Origin of the sequence: Microbulbifer thermotolerans (genome assembly GCF_900112305.1) — a bacterium.
GTDB classification, from domain to species: Bacteria; Pseudomonadota; Gammaproteobacteria; order Pseudomonadales; family Cellvibrionaceae; genus Microbulbifer; species Microbulbifer thermotolerans.
In genome coordinates this window covers 127,065-144,808 of record NZ_FOKT01000004.1, presented here as the reverse complement: position 1 = coordinate 144,808, position 17,744 = coordinate 127,065, and the positions used below count along the sequence as shown (strand labels likewise).

Below are 17,744 nucleotides of genomic sequence, written 5' to 3'. Positions count from 1 at the left end.
GTCTCAGAGGTTGCCCAGCAGCTCCTGCAATCTTTTCAGCACGGCCTCGCCCCGCGGTGAGCGCCCGCTCAGACGCAACTTGCGACCGCTGTCCGGCAGAACCAATTCCACCTCCAGATCCGGGGCTGGCAGCACACCAGCACCCCGCTCAGGCCACTCCACCAGGCTCAAACTACCGGGAGTGAAATAATCCCTCACCCCCATAAATTCCAGCTCTTCCGGGTTCCCCAGCCGGTACAGATCGAAGTGGAAGACCCGCTGCGAACCCAACTCATAGGGTTCCACCAGAGTGTAGGTGGGGCTCTTTACCGAGCCCTGGTGGCCAAAAGCGGAAAGCACACCTCGGCATAACGTAGTCTTGCCGGCACCGAGCTGGCCGTGCAGGAATAGTGTCAGCCCCTCATGCAGCCCCTCGGCCCGGCAGGCGCGGCCGAGCGCTTCGCCCGCGGCGACAGTGGCAGTTTCATCGGCCAGTGTCAGTTGCAATACCATCAGTCCACCAGCTTGCGGATATGTGGCAACAGGTCTGTGGCCAACAGGCCGCGCTGCCCGTCGGCAGCGGCTCGGTCGCCCGCCTCCCCGTGCAGCCATACCGCTAGCCGCGCGGCTTCCAGCGGCGTCATATGCTGGCCGATCAGGGCTGCGATCACGCCGGTGAGCAGATCGCCCATGCCGCCGGAGGCCATGCCCGGGTTGCCGCCCTTGATCAGATCCACACCGCTCGGATGGGCAATCAGCGTACCCGCCCCCTTTAATACCACCACACCACTGAATTTTTTCTGAATCGCGATGGCCGCCGCGCGCGGATCGGCAAGCACATCCCCCGTACCGCAACCGAGCAGCCGCGCCGCCTCACCGACATGCGGTGTCAGCACCCAATCATGCCGCCGGACACCAGCCAGCACGCGACCGCCGGCGAGGATATTCAGAGCATCCGCATCCAGTACCAGCGGCACGTCGGCGCGACCGGCGCGGGCCAGCAGTTGCTCGCCCCAGGGAGCGCGGCCCAAGCCAGGCCCCACGGCGATCACATCCGGCATCTCCAGCAGCGGTTCCAACTCCTGACCTGAAATCACCGGGTGTGCCATTACTTCCGGGCGGCGAGTCAGAGAAGCCACCAGGTGCTGGGGATGCGTGGCCAGCGACACCAGACCCGCACCGGCGCGGGCCGCGGACTCGGCAGCCATGAGAGCGGCACCACCAGTGCCGCTGTCACCGCCGACCACCAACACATGGCCGAACTGGTTTTTATAAGCATCTGCGGCGCGCGCGGGCAGACGTTGGATACTGGCGCCATCGAAGCGCTGTGCCAAGGGCGCGACTTCTGTGTACACCTGCTCCGGCGCGCCGAGACTTTCGAAAAGAATCTCGCCGCTCAGAGCCGGGCCGCGACCGCAATAGAGCCCCAATTTACGGCCGATAAAAGTCACCGTGACGTCCGCACACACCGCTTGACCGGCACTTCCGGTATCGGCACTCAAGCCGGATGGAATATCCACCGCCAGTACCGGCCCGGGACTGGCGTTAATATGTTCCACGGCCGGGGCCACCGCCCCCCGCAGCTCGCCGCTGAAACCGGTACCGAGCAACGCATCCACGATCACCGTGTCTTCGCCCGTGTTATCGAGATCCTCCAGGGAAGTCACGATACGAACACCTTCGCTGCGGGCGTAGTCGCAGGCCCTCAGGGCATCGCCCTTGAGGGCTTCCGGGGCCACGCAGGCATAGACGGTCACGGGAATCTGTTTTTGTGCCGCCAGAGCGGCAATTACATAGCCATCGCCACCGTTGTTGCCGCCGCCGCAGAATACCTGGACACTGCCAGCGTCCGGCCAGCGTTCCAGCAACCGCGCGAAAGCGGCGCGTCCGGCGCGTTTCATCAGCGCGATTGAGGGGATCTTCAGCGCGTCTATGGTGCGGCGATCGAGCGCGCGCAGCGCCTCTGCACCGTAAAGGGGTTGGGGCCTGTCCATGGGGCTCCTGAGATCAAAATTTAAACTGTGGCAAAATAGCAGGAATTATACCTACCGGACGCCCTGTTGGCGCCCGTTGCGTTCAATACTATGAATGAACCTTTACTTGTCGAACTGGCGGCTCTGATCAAAACCTGGGGCCGCGAGCTGGGCTTCCAACAATTGGGCATCGCCGACTGCCACCTCGAAGCACATGGCGAAAGGCTGCGCGCCTGGCTGGAGGCCGGCTACCACGGCGATATGGAATGGATGGGCGCTCACGGGGAAAAACGCTGGCGCCCGGAGCTGCTGCAGCCGGGCACAGTGCGGGTAATCAGCGCGCGCCTGGACTATCTGCCGCCGGATACGCAGCCAGTGCGGGTACTGAAAGATGCCCGCAAAGCGTACATCTCCCGCTATGCGACCGGGCGCGACTACCACAAACTGATCCGCAAGCGACTGGCGCATCTGGCACAAAAGATAGACGCCTGGTGCGCAGAACGGGGCTTTGATTCCGCCGGCCGCGCCTTTACCGACAGTGCGCCGGTGATGGAGCGGGCACTGGCGGAGAAAGCGGGACTCGGCTGGATCGGCAAGAACTGCATGGCGATCAATTCCAGCGCGGGCTCCTGGTTTTTTCTCGGCGAGATATACACCAACCTGGCGCTACCAGTGGATAAAAGTACGCAGCCCAATCAGTGCGGGGAGTGTTCCGCCTGTCTCAAGGTTTGCCCCACGGACGCATTTATCGCCCCTTATCAGTTGGACGCGCGCCGCTGTATCTCGTACCTGACCATCGAGAACAAGGGCCCTATCCCGGAGGTGTTCCGCGAACCGATGGGCAACCGGGTGTTCGGCTGTGATGACTGCCAGATCATCTGCCCCTGGAACAAATTTGCCAAACCCACCGGGGAGAGGGACTTTCACCCGCGCCACGGCCTGGACGATGGCGATTTGCTGACACTGTTTAAGTGGGGTGAGGAGGAGTTTCTGCGCAATACCGAGGGGTCCGCGATCCGGCGCATCGGCTACGAACGCTGGCGGCGAAATCTCGCGGTGGCGCTGGGCAACGCAGAGGCATGTGGGGAAATTGTCGCCGCGCTGGAGGCGGCGCGGCCCGACGCAACGCCCCTGGTGGCAGAGCACATCGACTGGGCACTGGCTCGCCTGCGCAGTGGCCACAGGCGCAAGCGCAAGATCAAGCGCCCCAAATCACCGGCCTGAGGGAGCGCTGATAAATTCGTATGAGCCCTGCCGCAGCTTTCGGGGCGCTGTGACCGCTCACAGACGGAAGAAGTGCTCGCGGTAGTGCTTCAGCTCCTCGATAGAATCGCGGATATCGTCCAGGGCCAGGTGATTGCTCTGTTTTTTTACCCCCTCCAGAACATCGGGGCGCCAGCGCCGCGCCAGTTCCTTAATAGAGCTGACATCCAGATTCCGATAATGGAAATAGGCTTCCAGTTGCGGCATGTATTTGACCAGAAAGCGACGATCCTGGCCGATGGAGTTTCCGCACATGGGCGAGGCACCCTCGGGCACCCACTGGCGCAGGAAAGCGATGGTCTCCCGCTCCGCATCCCCTTCGGAGATGGTCGACTCCCGCACCCGCTTCACCAGCCCCGATCCGCCGTGCTGCGTGGTGTTCCATTCATCCATCGCATCCAACAGGGCATCGCTCTGGTGCACTGCCAGATTGGGCCCTTCCGCGAGAATATTTAGTTGCGCGTCGGTTACGATGGTGGCGATTTCGATAATGCGTTCTTTTTCCGGGTCCAGGCCGGTCATTTCCAAGTCAATCCAGATCAGATTGTTCTTGTCCACTGCGGGTCTCCTTTAGCTTTGGAGGCAAGTTACCGCATTGGGCGGGCGTTGCAAGCTATAATCCGCCGCGAGTTTCCAGGCAAACCCCGAATGAGCAAACGCAAACTGAGCCGGCGCCAGCAGTGGCGCATCGCCAAAATCCAGAAGGAGCGCGAGGAGCGTGCGCGTCGGCGCGCGGACAGCGCCGAGCAGGCGCTCAAAGAGGGCCACCTGGGGCCGGAACAAACAGGGCTGGTCATCGCCAACTACGGCACCCAGGTGCTGGTGGAGAGTGAGGCGGAGCCCAAGCTGCGCCAGCGCTGCCACCTGCGCGCCAATATCGACACCCTGGTTACCGGTGACCGCGTGGCTTGGTGTCCCGCCCACGGCGAACACAGCGCCGACTGCGGCGTGGTCGGTGCGCGCCTGCCGCGGCGCTCCGAGCTGCAGCGGCCGGACCGCTACGGCGAACTGAAAACCATCGCCGCCAATATAGACCGAATTGTCGTCGTCATAGCACCTTACCCAGAGCCCTTTGCCAATGCGATTGACCGTTATCTGGTGGCCGCGGAAGCCACCGGTATCCAGCCGATTCTATTGCTGAACAAGATTGACCTGATCGACGACGGTAACCGCGAACCACTGGAGGAGCTGCTGGCCCCCTATCCCGACCTCGGCTACCAGGTACTGCGCCTGTCCACCAAAAGCGGGGAAGGATTGCCGGAACTTCTGCAAACCCTGGCCAAAGGCACCAGTGTCTTCGTCGGCCAGTCCGGCGTGGGCAAGTCCTCGCTGGTCAATGCCCTGCTCCCCGGCGCCGGAGCGCGCACCGGGGCTCTGTCTGAAGCCACCATGAAAGGTACCCACACCACCACTGCAGCAGAACTCTTTCACCTGCCCGGCGGCGGTGATCTGATAGACTCTCCCGGCATTCGCGAATTCGGCCTCTGGCATATGGATGAACAATCGCTGCTGGAGGGTTTTGTGGAATTTCGCCCGTTTATCGGCCACTGCCGCTTCCGCGACTGCCGCCACCAGGGCGAGCCCGGCTGCGCCATTCTGGAGGCCAAGGCGCGCGGCGATATCAGCGAAAGGCGCATGAACAGTTTTCTGCACCTCCGCACCAGCCTGGAGTCTGAACGTTGAACCTGATTATTGAACCGCAAGAACTGGCAGACCAGCTCGCAAAAGAAGACTTATTGGTTGTGGACCTGAGTTCCGCACAAAATTATCAAAGCGGCCATATTCCCGGCGCCCTGCACCTGCCCTTCCAGACGCTGATGGCCGGCACCCCTCCGGCCCCCGGCAAACTGCCCAGCGCCGAGCGATTAACCCAGGTATTTCGCGCAATTGGCCTCCGTCCCGGGTTACAGGTGGTGGCCTGCGACGACGAAGGGGGCGGCTGGGCCGGGCGTTTCCTGTGGACCCTAGAGGTGATTGGCCACAAAACCTACAGCTACCTAAACGGCGGCATGCACGCCTGGCGCACTGCCGGGCTGCCCCTGTCCACAGAGCCGGTAGCGCCTACTGCCAGCAACATCGAAATCAGCATTGATCCCGCCCCCACAATGGATGCGGAGGAAATTCAACGCCGCCTGGGCGAGGAAAACTTCATTATCTGGGACGCCCGCTCGCCCGAAGAGTACAGTGGCGCGCGGGCCCTGGCGATGAAAGCCGGGCACATTCCCGGCGCCGTCAACTGCGAGTGGACACAGCTGATGGATCCTCAGCGGGACCTGCGTATCCGCGCGGACGCGCGGGATTTTCTCGCCGGGCTCGGCATCGACGGCAACAAACAAATCGTCACCCACTGCCAGAGCCACCACCGCTCTGGATTCACTTGGCTGGTGGGCAAGTCCCTGGGCTTCGATATCCGCGCCTATCCCGGCTCCTGGAGTGAGTGGGGTAACCTGCCGGACACACCGGTGGAAAGCTAGCCACCACTCGGAAAAATTGCTGCCTCTCCCGCCGGATAGATCCGGCAACACTCTTTTTGCAGGTATTAAAAATCACATTATGCATCCCAAACTATTCGCTGCTCTGCAATATCTGACGCCCCAACACGCACTGTCCCGAGCCGCCGGCTGGCTCGCGGAAACACGTATCAAATGGGTCAAAGACCCCTTCACCCGCTGGTTCGTGGATAAATACGATGTGGATATGAGTGAGGCCGAGCAGAGCGATTGCACCGCCTACGACACCTTCAACGATTTCTTTACCCGCGCGCTGAAACCCGGTGTGCGCCCGCTGGTAGAGGGGGATTCCACCCTCGCCTGTCCCGCCGATGGCGCCGTCAGCCAGCAGGGGGAAATCCACAACGGCCGTATTTTTCAGGCCAAGGGGCACGACTACAGTCTGCTGGAGCTGGTGGGCGGGGATCCAGGGCTGGCGGCACAGTTCACTGGCGGCAGCTTCGCCACGATTTATCTGTCACCGCGGGACTACCACAGAGTGCACATGCCAGTGAGCGGTACGCTGCGCCGCATGATCCACGTGCCGGGACAACTGTTTTCGGTCAATGATGTCACCACCGAAACAGTGCCGCGGCTCTTCGCCCGCAACGAACGGGTTGTCTGCGTCTTCGATACCGCCGCTGGCCCCATGGCAATGATCCTGGTTGGGGCCATGATCGTCGCCAGTATTGAAACGGTATGGGCCGGCCTGGTAACACCGCACAAACGCCGGGTGCGCAGTACTAGTTACGGCGATAACACGCCCATCCAATTGGAAAAAGGCGCGGAGATGGGCCGCTTCAAACTGGGCTCCACGGTGATCATGCTCTTCGGCGCAGACAGGGTGCGCTGGCTGGAATCCCTCGATGCCGAAAGCCCGGTGAAAATGGGACAGCATTTTGGCGATATTCAGCCCGCAGAGCACCGGGAGAACGCTGACTAATTCACCCAAACGCTGCGTATGGTCAGGGGCACTCAAACAATGGAATGGAAATTGCGCGCTGGCCGGGTACAGGCCGGAAACGACAGGGATGCGTGCCTAACGCTTAACAAGACGGGACAGAAATGCCGGCAGCTTCTGCCGGCTGAACAAGTAAGACTCACACACTGCGTTGACATCCACCTGTGGATAGGTGCCCGGCTCCACATCCTTGACGATGGTGACCTTGTCGCAAACGCTGAGTTTACCCCGCTCGATTAATTTTTGCTTGCGTCCGTTCTCCGCAGCCATATCGAACAGGCGCATCTTTTCCAGTGGCCGCTTGCTGCTATCCAGCACCACCATTACTTTGGGATTCAAGCGCTGCCGATAGGTCTGCTCCACTACCACCCCCACTTCGCCGGTGGACAGTTCCACTTGGGTTCCGGTCGGGTACAGGCCAATGGACTGGATAAACTCGACCACCAGCTGCTCCTGGAACGCAATATCGCGCAGGTCGTAGAGTTGTGTCACCGCCTGGGAGGGTGCTACCGGCACACTGACATCGCGGGGATTGGTGGCCTCGTCATAGAAGGTCACAATACCGCACATGCGCGCCAGCACTGGAATTTTGTCTCCACGCAATCCCTGGGGGTAGCCGCTGCCGTCGTGGCGCTCGCGGTGACAGCGGATAATATTGATCACTTGCGGATCGAGCGCCGCTTCCGCGGACAACAGCTTTACGCTGTGTTCGACAAACTTGCGGTATTCCAGTTCGCTGCGCGGGTCTCTATTGCACATCTGCAGTACTTCATCGGCAATCATCAGCTTGCCCACGTCCTTGAGCAGCGCGGCTGTACCCAGCTGTACCAATTCATGGCGGCGCAGGCCGATATGACGGCCGAAAACCGCCGCCCAAATGCTGGCGCGAATGGAGTGGCTGTATGTGTGTTCGTCCTTGTCTCGCACGCGGGCCAACCAGCTGAGGGCATCGGGGCTACACAAGACGCTGTCGACTAAATCTTCGACCACCTTGTTGAGCTGCTGGACTGGCAGAGGGCGGTCCGTGTGGATCTGCACCATTACCTCGCGCATGCTGGCCATCAGGCGCCGCTGCAGTTTGCGCGCCCTGCCCGCTTCACCGCGCGCTGGCGCGGGGGGTGGATAAGCCTTGTGGTGGACCTGTACCGGGCGGCAGGGGATGGCCAGTGGCACGCGGCCATTGCGACGGCGGGCCGCGGAGGGTGCATTGCGGGTGGCGGCACTGGCCATGTGGCGCAGTCTGATGCCGGCGTCACCAACACTCCTGGTTACGTCTACATAGACGTAACGGCAATATTTTTTGAGCTGGCGAATTTCTTCCAGGTCGCGAATATAGAACCCCTGCAGCGCAAAAGGCGTTTGTGTCCAGGGCCGGTCTAACCTAGACACAAACATGCCGCGCTGCAGGTCTTCTACAGAAATTTTTACCTGTTCAATCGCCACTGGATGTACTGTCGCCGGGTTTTGAGTTCTTAGGAACCGCTGACTAATTCACTGCCTGGCAGAAAAGAGACTTCGATGCCAGGTGAAAAGCTCAGGTGACGGAATGGCTATTCCGAAGCCCTCGGATTCAGGACGGGAGCTACAGAGAAGTACTCAAGTGTTGTCGAACAATCCCCCACTTACTTCAGCGTACCGAAGCCAACTACGGTGCTCACCCGAATTAATCAGAGGTTCCCCAGCCCCGTGAGCGGGCAAGCCACATAGACGGAGATCTTTATACCACGGCATTGCGGCAGCCCGCAGCCCCGCCCCTGTGACAGCAGTCACAGAGATTTCTTTTCTTATCTCGGGACAGGCGCCCGGCGATGATTAACCGTGGTAGGCGGGCGACAGCTCCTGCACCGCTTTTATCATCGCCCCTGCGTGCTCAGGGTCCACCTTCGGGGTAATACCGTGGCCCAGGTTGAAAACATGGCCCGGACCGGGGCCGTAGGATTCCAGTAGCGCCGCCACCTCCGCACGAATCCGCTTGGGGCTGGCATAGAGTACCGCCGGATCCAGGTTCCCCTGCAAGGCTACCCGGTCTCCGACGCTGGCACGGGCCTGGCGCAGATCCGTGGTCCAATCCAGCCCTAAGGCACTCGCACCACTTTCCGCCATGGCTTCCAGCCACTGGCCACCGCCCTTGGTAAACAGAATCGTCGGCACTGGGCGGCCTTCCGCCTCCTTGGTCAAACCTCGGATGATACGGGCCATATATTGCAGGGAAAATTCCCGGTAAGCCGCGTGTCCCAGAACCCCGCCCCAAGTATCGAAAATCTGTACAGCCTGGGCGCCGGCGCGGATCTGTGCGTTGAGATAATCCGTCACCGAGTCCGCAAGTACGGAGAGTAACTGATGCATCAGTTCGGGTCGGTTGTAGAGCATCTCCTTACTGCGGGCGAAATCGCGGCTGGAGCCCCCCTCGATCATATAAGTGGCCAGGGTCCAGGGGCTGCCGGAAAATCCGATCAGCGGCACACGCCCGTTCAGCTCCCGGCGAATGGTGGAGACCGCACGCATCACATAGTCGAGGTCCCGCTCGCTGTCGACGACCTCCAGTGCCTCTATATCAGCAGCGGAGCGCAGCGGTTTGCGGAATTTCGGCCCCTCGCCTTCTTCAAAGTAAAGCCCCAGGCCCATCGCATCGGGCACCGTGAGGATATCCGAAAAGAGAATGGCAGCATCCAGCGGATAGCGTTCCAATGGCTGGAGGGTCACTTCGCAAGCCAAGTCCGCATTGCGGCACAAGTCCATAAAGCTCCCCGCACGGGCACGGCTAGCGCGGTACTCGGGCAGATAGCGACCCGCCTGACGCATCATCCAAACCGGCGTGCGGTCCACCGGCTGGCGCAGCAAAGCGCGCAGAAAGCGGTCGTTTTTCAGTGTGGAGAAGGGGGAATCAGACATGGACTGCACCATATTCTCGGCGAGGGCGGGTTAAAAAGGACGGCTATTGTACAGAGGTGCGAGGGGCGGAAACAGGGGGGGGCAGCACACCGGTGGGCTGACGGCGACAGGGAAAAACACGTATGGCGTTTGCAGGGCGCGGAGCCGGGGCTCAGCGCCCTGCAACATCGGCCGGTTTAAACGTCCAGATAGTCGAGAATACCCTCTGCGGCCTGGCGGCCCTCCCAAATGGCGGTAACCACCAAGTCCGAGCCGCGCACCATATCGCCACCGGCAAAGACTTTTTCGTTACTGGTCTGGTACTTGAAACGCTGCTCTGCGGGCGCCAGCACGCCGCCCCACTCGGCCACCTGGATTCCGTGCTCCGCCAGCCAGTCCGGCGGGCTGGGACGGAAGCCGAAGGCAACCAGAACAACATCCGCCGGAATAATCTCCTCCGAGCCCGGCACCACCTGCGGGCGGCGGCGGCCATTTTCATCCGCTTCGCCCAGCTCGGTGGTCACTACTTTGACACCAGTGACGCCGCCGCCGGTGCCACCTCCAACAATTTCCACCGGCTGCCGGTTAAACAGGAAGCGCACCCCTTCCTCTTTGGCATTGGCCACTTCGCGGCGGGAACCCGGCATATTCTCTTCGTCCCGGCGGTAGGCGCAGGTCACGCTCTTGGCCCCCTGGCGGATGGAGCTGCGGTTGCAATCCATGGCGGTGTCCCCGCCGCCGAGTACAACAACCCGCTTGCCTTCGACGGAAATAAACTCTTCGGGATTTTTCTCCCAGCCCATGTTGCGGTTTACGTTGCCGATCAAGAACGGCAGAGCGTCATAGACGCCCGGCAGGTCCTCGCCGGGAAAACCGCCCTTCATGTAATTGTATGTGCCCATCCCCATAAACACGGCATCGTAATCCCGCAGCAATGCATCGAAAGCGATATCCTTGCCGACCTCAGTGTTGAGGCAAAACTCGATGCCCATGTCGGTGAAAACCTGGCGGCGCCGTTGCATAACGGACTTTTCCAGCTTGAATTCCGGAATGCCAAAGGTAATCAGGCCGCCGATCTCGGGATATCGGTCGAATACCACCGGCTGCACGCCGTTGCGCACCAATACGTCGGCACAGGCGAGCCCGGCAGGGCCAGCGCCGATCACGGCGACGCGCTTGCCGGTCTTCTGCACATGGGAAAGGTCCGGGCGCCAGCCGAGAGCAAAGGCGGTATCGGTAATGTACTTTTCCGCGGAACCGATAGTGACGGCACCGAATCCGTCACCCAGGGTACAGGCCCCTTCACACAGGCGGTCCTGGGGGCAGACCCGGCCACACACCTCGGGCAGGGAGTTGGTCTGGTGGCTGAGTTCGGCCGCCTCCATCACATTCCCCTCCGTGACGAGTTTCAGCCAGTTGGGGATGTAATTGTGCACCGGACAGCCGGTTTCACAGTAGGGGTTACCGCAATCCAGACAGCGGTGTGCCTGATTGGCTACCTGCCGTTCACTGAACGGCTGATAAATTTCAACGAACTCGTTAGTACGGGTGATGATGTCTTTTTTCGGTGGGTCGGCACGACTCACATCGACAAACTGGAAATCGTTACTCAGTCTTTCTTTCATAGATCCATCACCCCCCTTATTCACCGCGTTTTTGCACATCGGCCAACAGGCCGGCGAGGCTCGCGGCCTTGGGTTTAACCAGCCAGAACTTGCTCAGGTAATCGTCGAAGTTATCCAGCAACTCCGCGCCCCATTCACTGCCGGTCTCCGCGGCATACTCCTCGATCACTTCGCGCAAGTGGCTCTGATAGGGCTCCAGTGTTTCGCTGCTGATACGCCGCAGTTCAATCAACTCGTGGTTGCACTTGTCGAAGAAATTGCGCTTCAGATCCAGTACGTAAGCAAAGCCTCCGGTCATCCCGGCACCGAAGTTCACCCCGGTGTCTCCCAACACAGCGACCATACCGCCAGTCATATATTCACAGCAGTGGTCGCCGGCACCTTCCACCACCGCGAAGGCGCCGGAATTGCGCACGCCGAAACGCTCGCCAGCACGCCCGGCGGCGAACAGTTTGCCGCCGGTGGCGCCGTAGAGGCAGGTATTGCCGACAATGCTGGTTTCACGGCTGGCAAAGGCGCTGCCCGCCGGCGGGCGGATCACCAGCTTGCCGCCGGCCATACCTTTGCCCACATAGTCGTTGGCATCCCCTTCCAGATACATCTCCAGACCACCGGCATTCCAGACACCAAAGGATTGACCGGCAACCCCTTGCAGATGCACTTTGATCGGTGCGTCTACCATTCCCTGGTTGCCATGGCGCTTGGCGATCTCACCGGATAGGCGCGCTCCTATTGACCGGTCGCAATTAGTGATTTTGTAGCTGTACTCGCCACCAGACAGGCCCTCGATCGCCGGCAGTATCTCCGCCACCATTCGCTCCGCCAGCTCGCCCTTGTCCCACGGCGCGTTTTTCGGCAGGCGGCAGATTTGTGGCTTGCTGTCGAGCAGTGGGTCGGAGTGCAACAGCGGCGACAAATCCAGTTTCCGCTGCTTGTCCGTCTCACCATCGAGCACACGCAGAAGGTCGACACGGCCGACCAGCTCATCGATCGTGCGAACACCCAGGCGCGCCATCCACTCGCGGGTCTCCTCGGCCACAAAGCGGAAGAAGTTCATAGCCATTTCCGCGGTGCCGATGTAGTGCTCATCGCGCAGGTCCTTGTTCTGGGTGGCGACACCGGTAGCACAGTTGTTCAGGTGACAGATGCGCAGGTATTTACAACCCAGCGCCACCATGGGCGCGGTCCCAAAGCCGAAACTTTCAGCGCCGAGTATCGCCGCCTTGACCACATCCAAACCTGTTTTGAGGCCGCCATCGGTCTGCAACCGCACCTTGTCGCGCAGGTCGTTGGCGCGCAGCGTCTGGTGAGTTTCCGCCAGGCCCAGCTCCCAGGGCGAGCCGGCGTAGCGAATAGAGGTAATGGGGCTGGCGGCAGTGCCGCCGTCGTAGCCGGAGATGGTGATCAGGTCGGCGTAGGCCTTGGCCACCCCCGCGGCGATAGTGCCGACACCGGGGCGCGACACCAATTTCACGGACACCAGTGCATCCGGATTGACCTGCTTGAGGTCAAAGATCAGCTGGGCCAGGTCTTCGATTGAATAGATGTCGTGGTGCGGCGGCGGCGAGATAAGTGTCACGCCGGGCACGGAATAGCGCAGCCGCGCGATCAATTCATTCACTTTGCCGCCGGGCAGCTGGCCGCCCTCGCCGGGCTTGGCGCCCTGGGCGATCTTGATCTGCAGCACCTCTGCGTTGACCAGATAGTGTGGGGTGACGCCGAAACGGCCGGATGCTACCTGCTTGATCTTGGAAACCTTATCGGTACCAAAACGCGCCGGGTCCTCACCGCCCTCACCGCTGTTGGAGCGGCCGCCGAGCCGGTTCATCGCCTGCGCGAGGGATTCGTGGGCCTCCGGCGACAGGGCTCCGAGGGACATGGCGGCGGAATCGAAGCGGCGCAGAATATTCTCCACCGGCTCCACCTGGTCCAGGGGAAGCGGCTCTACCTCCTCTTTAAACGCCAGAAGATCGCGCAAGGTCGCCACCGGGCGCTTGTTGACCAGTTCAGCGTATTCGCGGTAGGCGGCATAGTCGCCTGTGCGCGCGGCGCGCCGCAGCGTGCTGACCACATCCGGGTTGAAGGTGTGATACTCCTGGCCCCAGACAAATTTGTGCAATCCGCCCGGAGAAACCGGCTTGCGGGCCTTCCATGCCAGCTTCGCGCGCGCGGCCATATCCGCCTGCAGCTCGGCAAAACCCGCCCCCTGGATACGGCTGGGCGCGCCCGGGAAGCAAAGATCCACCACTTCCCTGTCGAGTCCCACCAACTCGAACAACAGGGCGCCCCTATAGGAGGCCACGGTGGATATCCCCATCTTGGACAGTATCTTCAGCAGTCCTTTGACGATGCCTTTACGGTAGTTCTTCTGCGCCTCGGCCGCGTCCAGCAACAATTCACCGGTTTCAATCAGGTGATTGATGATGCTGTAGGAGAAATAGGGGTGCACCGCTGTGGCGCCGACACCAATCAGGCATGCAACCTGGTGGGCATCGCGGGCACTGGCGGTATCCAACACGACATTGGAGTCGCAACGCAGACCGGCGTGCACCAAGTGGTGGTGCACGGCACCGGTGGCCAACAGGGCATCAATCGGCAGCCGGTCCTCGCGGATTTCCCGGTCGGACAGCACCACAATCACGGTGCCGGCGCGCACTGCAGCCTCCACATCAGAGCAAAGCTTTTGAATGGCCCCCTTTAGGTCCAGCTGCTGCGGGTCGTAATTCAGGTCAAAGATCTTGGCCTCAAAGCCGGGCCGATCCAGATTCAACAGCGCGGTGAATTTGATGTGCGACAACACCGGCGAGGCCAGAATAACCCGGTCGGCGTGTTCCGGCGTTTCCTCGAAGACAGACTTCTCCCGCCCCAGGCAGGTCTCCAGGGACATCACTATGGTTTCCCGCAGCGGATCTATCGGCGGGTTGGTAACCTGAGCGAACTGCTGACGGAAATAGTCGTACAGGGAGCGGTTGTGGCGCGACAGTACCGCCATGGGCGTATCGTCCCCCATGGAACCCACCGCTTCCTGACCGGCCTCGGCCATGGGGCGGACCACATTGTTGCGCTCTTCCAGGGAGGAGCTGAACAATTTCTGGTAGACCTTAAACTGCGCAAAGGAAAAGTTGTTGTCCACTGGCGCAGTGACCAGCGTGGAGCGGATGCGCTTGGCCTTCTCCTTCAACCAGCGTTTATAGGGCTGGGAACGCTTGAGCATGTTGTCGATATCGGCAGTGTGCAACAACTTGCCCTCGCGGGTATCCACCGACAGCATCTGTCCCGGGCCCAGCCGCCCCTTAGCGACAACGTCTTCCGGCGCATAGTCGTAGACACCGATTTCACTCGCAACGGTAATCAGGTCATCCTTGGTGATCACCCAGCGGGAGGGGCGCAAACCATTGCGGTCCAGGGTGCAAACGGCATAGCGGCCATCGGTCATCACCAGGCCGGCAGGGCCGTCCCAGGGTTCCATGTGCATGGAGTTGTATTCGTAGAAGGCGCGCAGATCCGGGTCCATGTCCTCGACATTCTGCCAGGCCGGCGGCACCAGCATACGCACCGCCCGGTGCAGCTCTATACCCCCGGCGAGCAGCATCTCCAGCATATTGTCGAGACTGGAGGAGTCGGAGCCCTCGCGGTTAACCAGCGGCGCCAGTTCCGTGAGCTCCGGGATGAGAGGCGTACAGAACTTGGGCGTACGCGCCACTGACCAGTTCCGGTTGCCAGTGATAGTGTTGATCTCACCGTTGTGCGCCAGCAGGCGGAACGGCTGTGCCAGCGGCCAGCGCGGCATGGTGTTGGTGGAAAAGCGCTGATGGAATACACAGATGGCGCTTTCCAGCCGCGGGTCCGCCAGTTCGGGAAAGAATTTCGGCAAATCCGCCGGGATCATCAAGCCTTTATAAGACAAAACCCCGGTAGACAAACTGGCGATATAAACGCCTTCACCGAGCTGCTGCTCCGCTTTGCGCCGGGCGACATAGAGTCGCGCGGTGAATTTTTGCTCACCCAGCGGTTCTTCGGCGTCGTTGACCAACAGGTGTTCAAAACGCGGCAGAGACTCCCGCGCTATGGGGCCCAGGCAGTCCGGGTTGGTGGGTACGGGGCGCCATCCAGCCACACGCAGGCCCTGGGCTTCCAGTTCACGCGCGAGGGTTTCCCGCGCGCTCTGCGCAGCGGCCTCATCCAGGGGCAGCATAATGGCGCCGACGGCGTAGGTATCGGTCAGCTCCGCGCCACAGACATCGCGCGCCTCGGCGCGCAGAAACGCATCGGGTTTCTGCAGCAGGAGGCCACAGCCGTCACCGGTCTTCCCATCGGCGGCAATACCGCCGCGGTGTGTCATGCAGGTCAGGGACTCGATGGCGGTCTGCACCAGCTTGTGACTGGCCTCGCCCTTCAAGTGTGCGATCAGACCAAAACCGCAGTTGTCCTTGAACTCATCCAACCGATACAGACCGCTACCCATAGAATTCCTCATCTTTATCGTTGCGGGATCTCCGGAGCCCCAGGTCCGCGTGCCGCGGTTGCTGTCACCCCAGACAAAAAAAGCCCACTAGCGGGGCTTTTCCTTGTTTCTTGTTGGCATTTTGCTGCCCCCGGTTTTTCGGAGGGGGCGCGCAATATTACTGGCGGGCAACTGCAATTGCAAGAATTGCCAGATTTTTCTCCTGCCTGCTACATAAAAAACAGATTTATCTTCTTTCTCTATAAAAATCCGTCAAAAAATCCTCAGCATTGCAAAGTTTGCAGGCTATTTGTCATACGGCACCGCAATTCCGAAGCGCTTCTACCAGCAACTCCCGCGGGGTGTCGTCGACGATTTGCGCCGTTCCCAACGCGCGCAGCAGTACCAAACGAAGGCGACCGTCCAAGACTTTCTTGTCCACCGCCATGGCGTCGAGGAACTGTTGCACTGCCATACCTTCCGGGGCTGCCAGGGGAAGTTCCGCGGCAGCCAGCAGAGCGCGGATACGCCCTACCAAGCCGGCATCGATATCGCCGCGCAGACTGGACAACTCCGCCGCCATCACCATGCCGGCAGCCACCGCCTCGCCGTGCAGCCAACTGCCATACCCTTGTACCGCTTCGATCGCATGACCGAAGGTGTGCCCAAAATTCAGTATGGCGCGGCGCCCGGACTCCCGCTCATCCTCCGCCACCACTGCGGCCTTGTCTCGGCAACAGCGATCCACCGCATAGGCCAGTGCCTCGGGTTCACACGCCAGAAGACGCGGCATATTGCCTTCCAGCCATTCAAAGAAAGGGGCGTCACAGATAAGGCCGTATTTGATGACTTCAGCGATCCCTGCCGCCAGCTCCCTTTTTGGCAGGGTGCTCAATGTATCCATATCGGCCAGCACCATGCGGGGCTGGTAGAAAGCGCCGATCATGTTCTTGCCCAGGGGGTGGTTGACTCCAGTCTTGCCGCCAACGGAGGAATCCACCTGCGCCAACAGCGTTGTCGGCACTTGCACAAAATCAACACCCCGCTGGTAGCAGGCGGCGGCAAAACCGGTCATATCGCCGATTACGCCGCCACCGAGTGCGATCAGAGTGGTCGTGCGGTTGTGGCGCCGCTCGAGTAGCAGGTCGAAGATCCGGTTGAGCGTATCCAGGGTTTTGAAGGTCTCACCGTCAGGCAATTCGATGGTGTCCACCTTGTCGAAATCCGACAAGCCCTCGAGCAGCCGCTCCAGGTACAGGGGCGCAACAGTCTCATTGGTCACCACGCAGACCTGCCTGCCGCGGATATAGGGGAGGAGATATTGCGGATCACCCAACAACTGCGATCCGATCACGATGGGATAGCTGCGATCTCCCAGTTCCACATTCAGACTGTGCACTGCGCCCTCCTAATGACATTCCAACATTTCCGGTGCAAACCCACGGGCGGCCGCACCGCGGGCAGGAGGGCACTTTAGCACAGGCGTGGAACCGGGCTAATCACTTACCAGCCGCTCAGCCACCATAAGGGCGGCTTGTTTCGGTGTGCAATCGTCGGTATCGCAAATAAGGTCCGCCACTTCCCGGTAAAGCGGATCCCTCTGCTCCAGCAATTCGATAATACGCGCGCGGGGATCGGCCACCCGCAGCAAAGGGCGATTGGAATTCTTGGCGGTACGCTCGAGCAATTGGTCCGCGCTCGCCTGCAGATAGACGACCAATCCGTGTTTTTTCAGCTGCCGGCGGTTTTGCTCTGCGAGCACTATACCTCCGCCGGTAGCGATCACCTGCACGGGCCCCCGGCATAGATCCTCGAGCACTTCGCTCTCACGGCGCCGGAAGCCCGCCTCACCCTCGACATCGAAAATCCAGGGGATATCGGCACCGGTGCGATCTTCCAGCACCTTGTCGGTATCCGCGAAAGGCAGACCCAACTGAAGCGCCAGCAGTTTTCCGATAGTGGACTTGCCAGCCCCCATGGGGCCGACGAGAAAGATAGAGTGTTCGATCACGTAGTGTCTTAATTTGGAGCGTTTTTTCTACGATACACTAGGCGGCAAGAATAAGCAGCCTCGCTGTTGGGCATGCTTGACTCTAAGTGTTTGGGAAAGCTCGTGTGGGACTAGCTCGGTTCCCGCTC

Annotated in this window: 13 protein-coding genes; 4 read left to right on the top strand and 9 right to left on the bottom strand. The window is 60.8% G+C overall.

The annotated features are described in order from the left end of the window. Window positions 1-3: 3 nt before the first annotated feature. Window positions 4-492: a tRNA (adenosine(37)-N6)-threonylcarbamoyltransferase complex ATPase subunit type 1 TsaE gene (tsaE, locus tag BM155_RS07675; protein ID WP_067150367.1), complete on the bottom strand. Its 489-nt coding sequence runs from the start codon at window positions 490-492 to the stop codon at window positions 4-6. After that, window positions 492-1,973 carry a bifunctional ADP-dependent NAD(P)H-hydrate dehydratase/NAD(P)H-hydrate epimerase gene (locus BM155_RS07670; protein ID WP_067150364.1) on the bottom strand — a complete coding sequence of 494 codons (1,482 nt, stop codon included), beginning with the start codon at window positions 1,971-1,973 and terminating at the stop codon, window positions 492-494. The genes tsaE and BM155_RS07670 overlap by 1 nt, the downstream gene beginning before the upstream one ends. A gap of 90 nt (window positions 1,974-2,063) precedes the next feature. Here BM155_RS07670 and queG point away from each other — a divergent pair, with 90 nt between their 5' ends. Further along, a complete protein-coding gene (gene queG, locus BM155_RS07665) occupies window positions 2,064-3,176 on the top strand; it encodes a tRNA epoxyqueuosine(34) reductase QueG (RefSeq protein WP_074902533.1) in 1,113 nt (370 codons plus the stop codon). A 57-nt stretch (window positions 3,177-3,233) separates the two neighbouring features. Here queG and orn read toward each other — a convergent pair whose 3' ends face one another. Beyond that, window positions 3,234-3,773 (bottom strand): oligoribonuclease, encoded by a 540-nt coding sequence (gene orn, locus BM155_RS07660; protein ID WP_074902208.1) that lies wholly within the window; start codon window positions 3,771-3,773, stop codon window positions 3,234-3,236. 90 nt (window positions 3,774-3,863) lie between these two features. Between orn and rsgA the strand changes: the two genes are divergently transcribed. From rsgA to asd, 3 genes are all read left to right on the top strand, one after another. After that, the gene (rsgA, locus tag BM155_RS07655; RefSeq protein ID WP_074902205.1) at window positions 3,864-4,898 is read left to right on the top strand and encodes a small ribosomal subunit biogenesis GTPase RsgA; all 1,035 of its coding nucleotides are present in this window, start codon (window positions 3,864-3,866) and stop codon (window positions 4,896-4,898) included. Beyond that, window positions 4,895-5,689, top strand: a complete 795-nt coding sequence (locus tag BM155_RS07650; protein WP_074902203.1) for a sulfurtransferase — start codon at window positions 4,895-4,897, stop codon at window positions 5,687-5,689. The genes rsgA and BM155_RS07650 overlap by 4 nt, the downstream gene beginning before the upstream one ends. A gap of 79 nt (window positions 5,690-5,768) precedes the next feature. Next, a complete protein-coding gene (asd, locus tag BM155_RS07645; protein WP_074902201.1) occupies window positions 5,769-6,647 on the top strand; it encodes an archaetidylserine decarboxylase in 879 nt (292 codons plus the stop codon). Window positions 6,648-6,743: 96 nt separating this feature from the next. Here the strand turns inward: asd and BM155_RS07640 are convergent, their stop codons facing one another. The 6 genes from BM155_RS07640 to BM155_RS07615 all read right to left on the bottom strand — a co-directional run bounded on the left by BM155_RS07640 (window position 6,744) and on the right by BM155_RS07615 (window position 17,616). Next, window positions 6,744-8,108, bottom strand: coding sequence for a cyclic di-GMP phosphodiesterase (locus tag BM155_RS07640; RefSeq protein ID WP_074902191.1), 1,365 nt, complete (start codon window positions 8,106-8,108; stop codon window positions 6,744-6,746). Window positions 8,109-8,477: 369 nt separating this feature from the next. Next, window positions 8,478-9,557: a uroporphyrinogen decarboxylase gene (hemE, locus tag BM155_RS07635; protein ID WP_067157245.1), complete on the bottom strand. Its 1,080-nt coding sequence runs from the start codon at window positions 9,555-9,557 to the stop codon at window positions 8,478-8,480. A 176-nt stretch (window positions 9,558-9,733) separates the two neighbouring features. Then, complete coding sequence (locus BM155_RS07630; RefSeq protein ID WP_067150349.1) at window positions 9,734-11,161, bottom strand: FAD-dependent oxidoreductase; 1,428 nt, start codon at window positions 11,159-11,161, stop codon at window positions 9,734-9,736. A 16-nt stretch (window positions 11,162-11,177) separates the two neighbouring features. After that, on the bottom strand, window positions 11,178-15,626 hold the full coding sequence (gene gltB, locus BM155_RS07625; RefSeq protein WP_067150346.1) for a glutamate synthase large subunit: 4,449 nt from the start codon (window positions 15,624-15,626) through the stop codon (window positions 11,178-11,180). A gap of 292 nt (window positions 15,627-15,918) precedes the next feature. Then, window positions 15,919-17,004 carry a 3-dehydroquinate synthase gene (gene aroB / locus BM155_RS07620; RefSeq protein ID WP_067150343.1) on the bottom strand — a complete coding sequence of 362 codons (1,086 nt, stop codon included), beginning with the start codon at window positions 17,002-17,004 and terminating at the stop codon, window positions 15,919-15,921. A 96-nt stretch (window positions 17,005-17,100) separates the two neighbouring features. Then, window positions 17,101-17,616: a shikimate kinase gene (locus BM155_RS07615; protein WP_074902189.1), complete on the bottom strand. Its 516-nt coding sequence runs from the start codon at window positions 17,614-17,616 to the stop codon at window positions 17,101-17,103. Window positions 17,617-17,744: the final 128 nt, after the last annotated feature.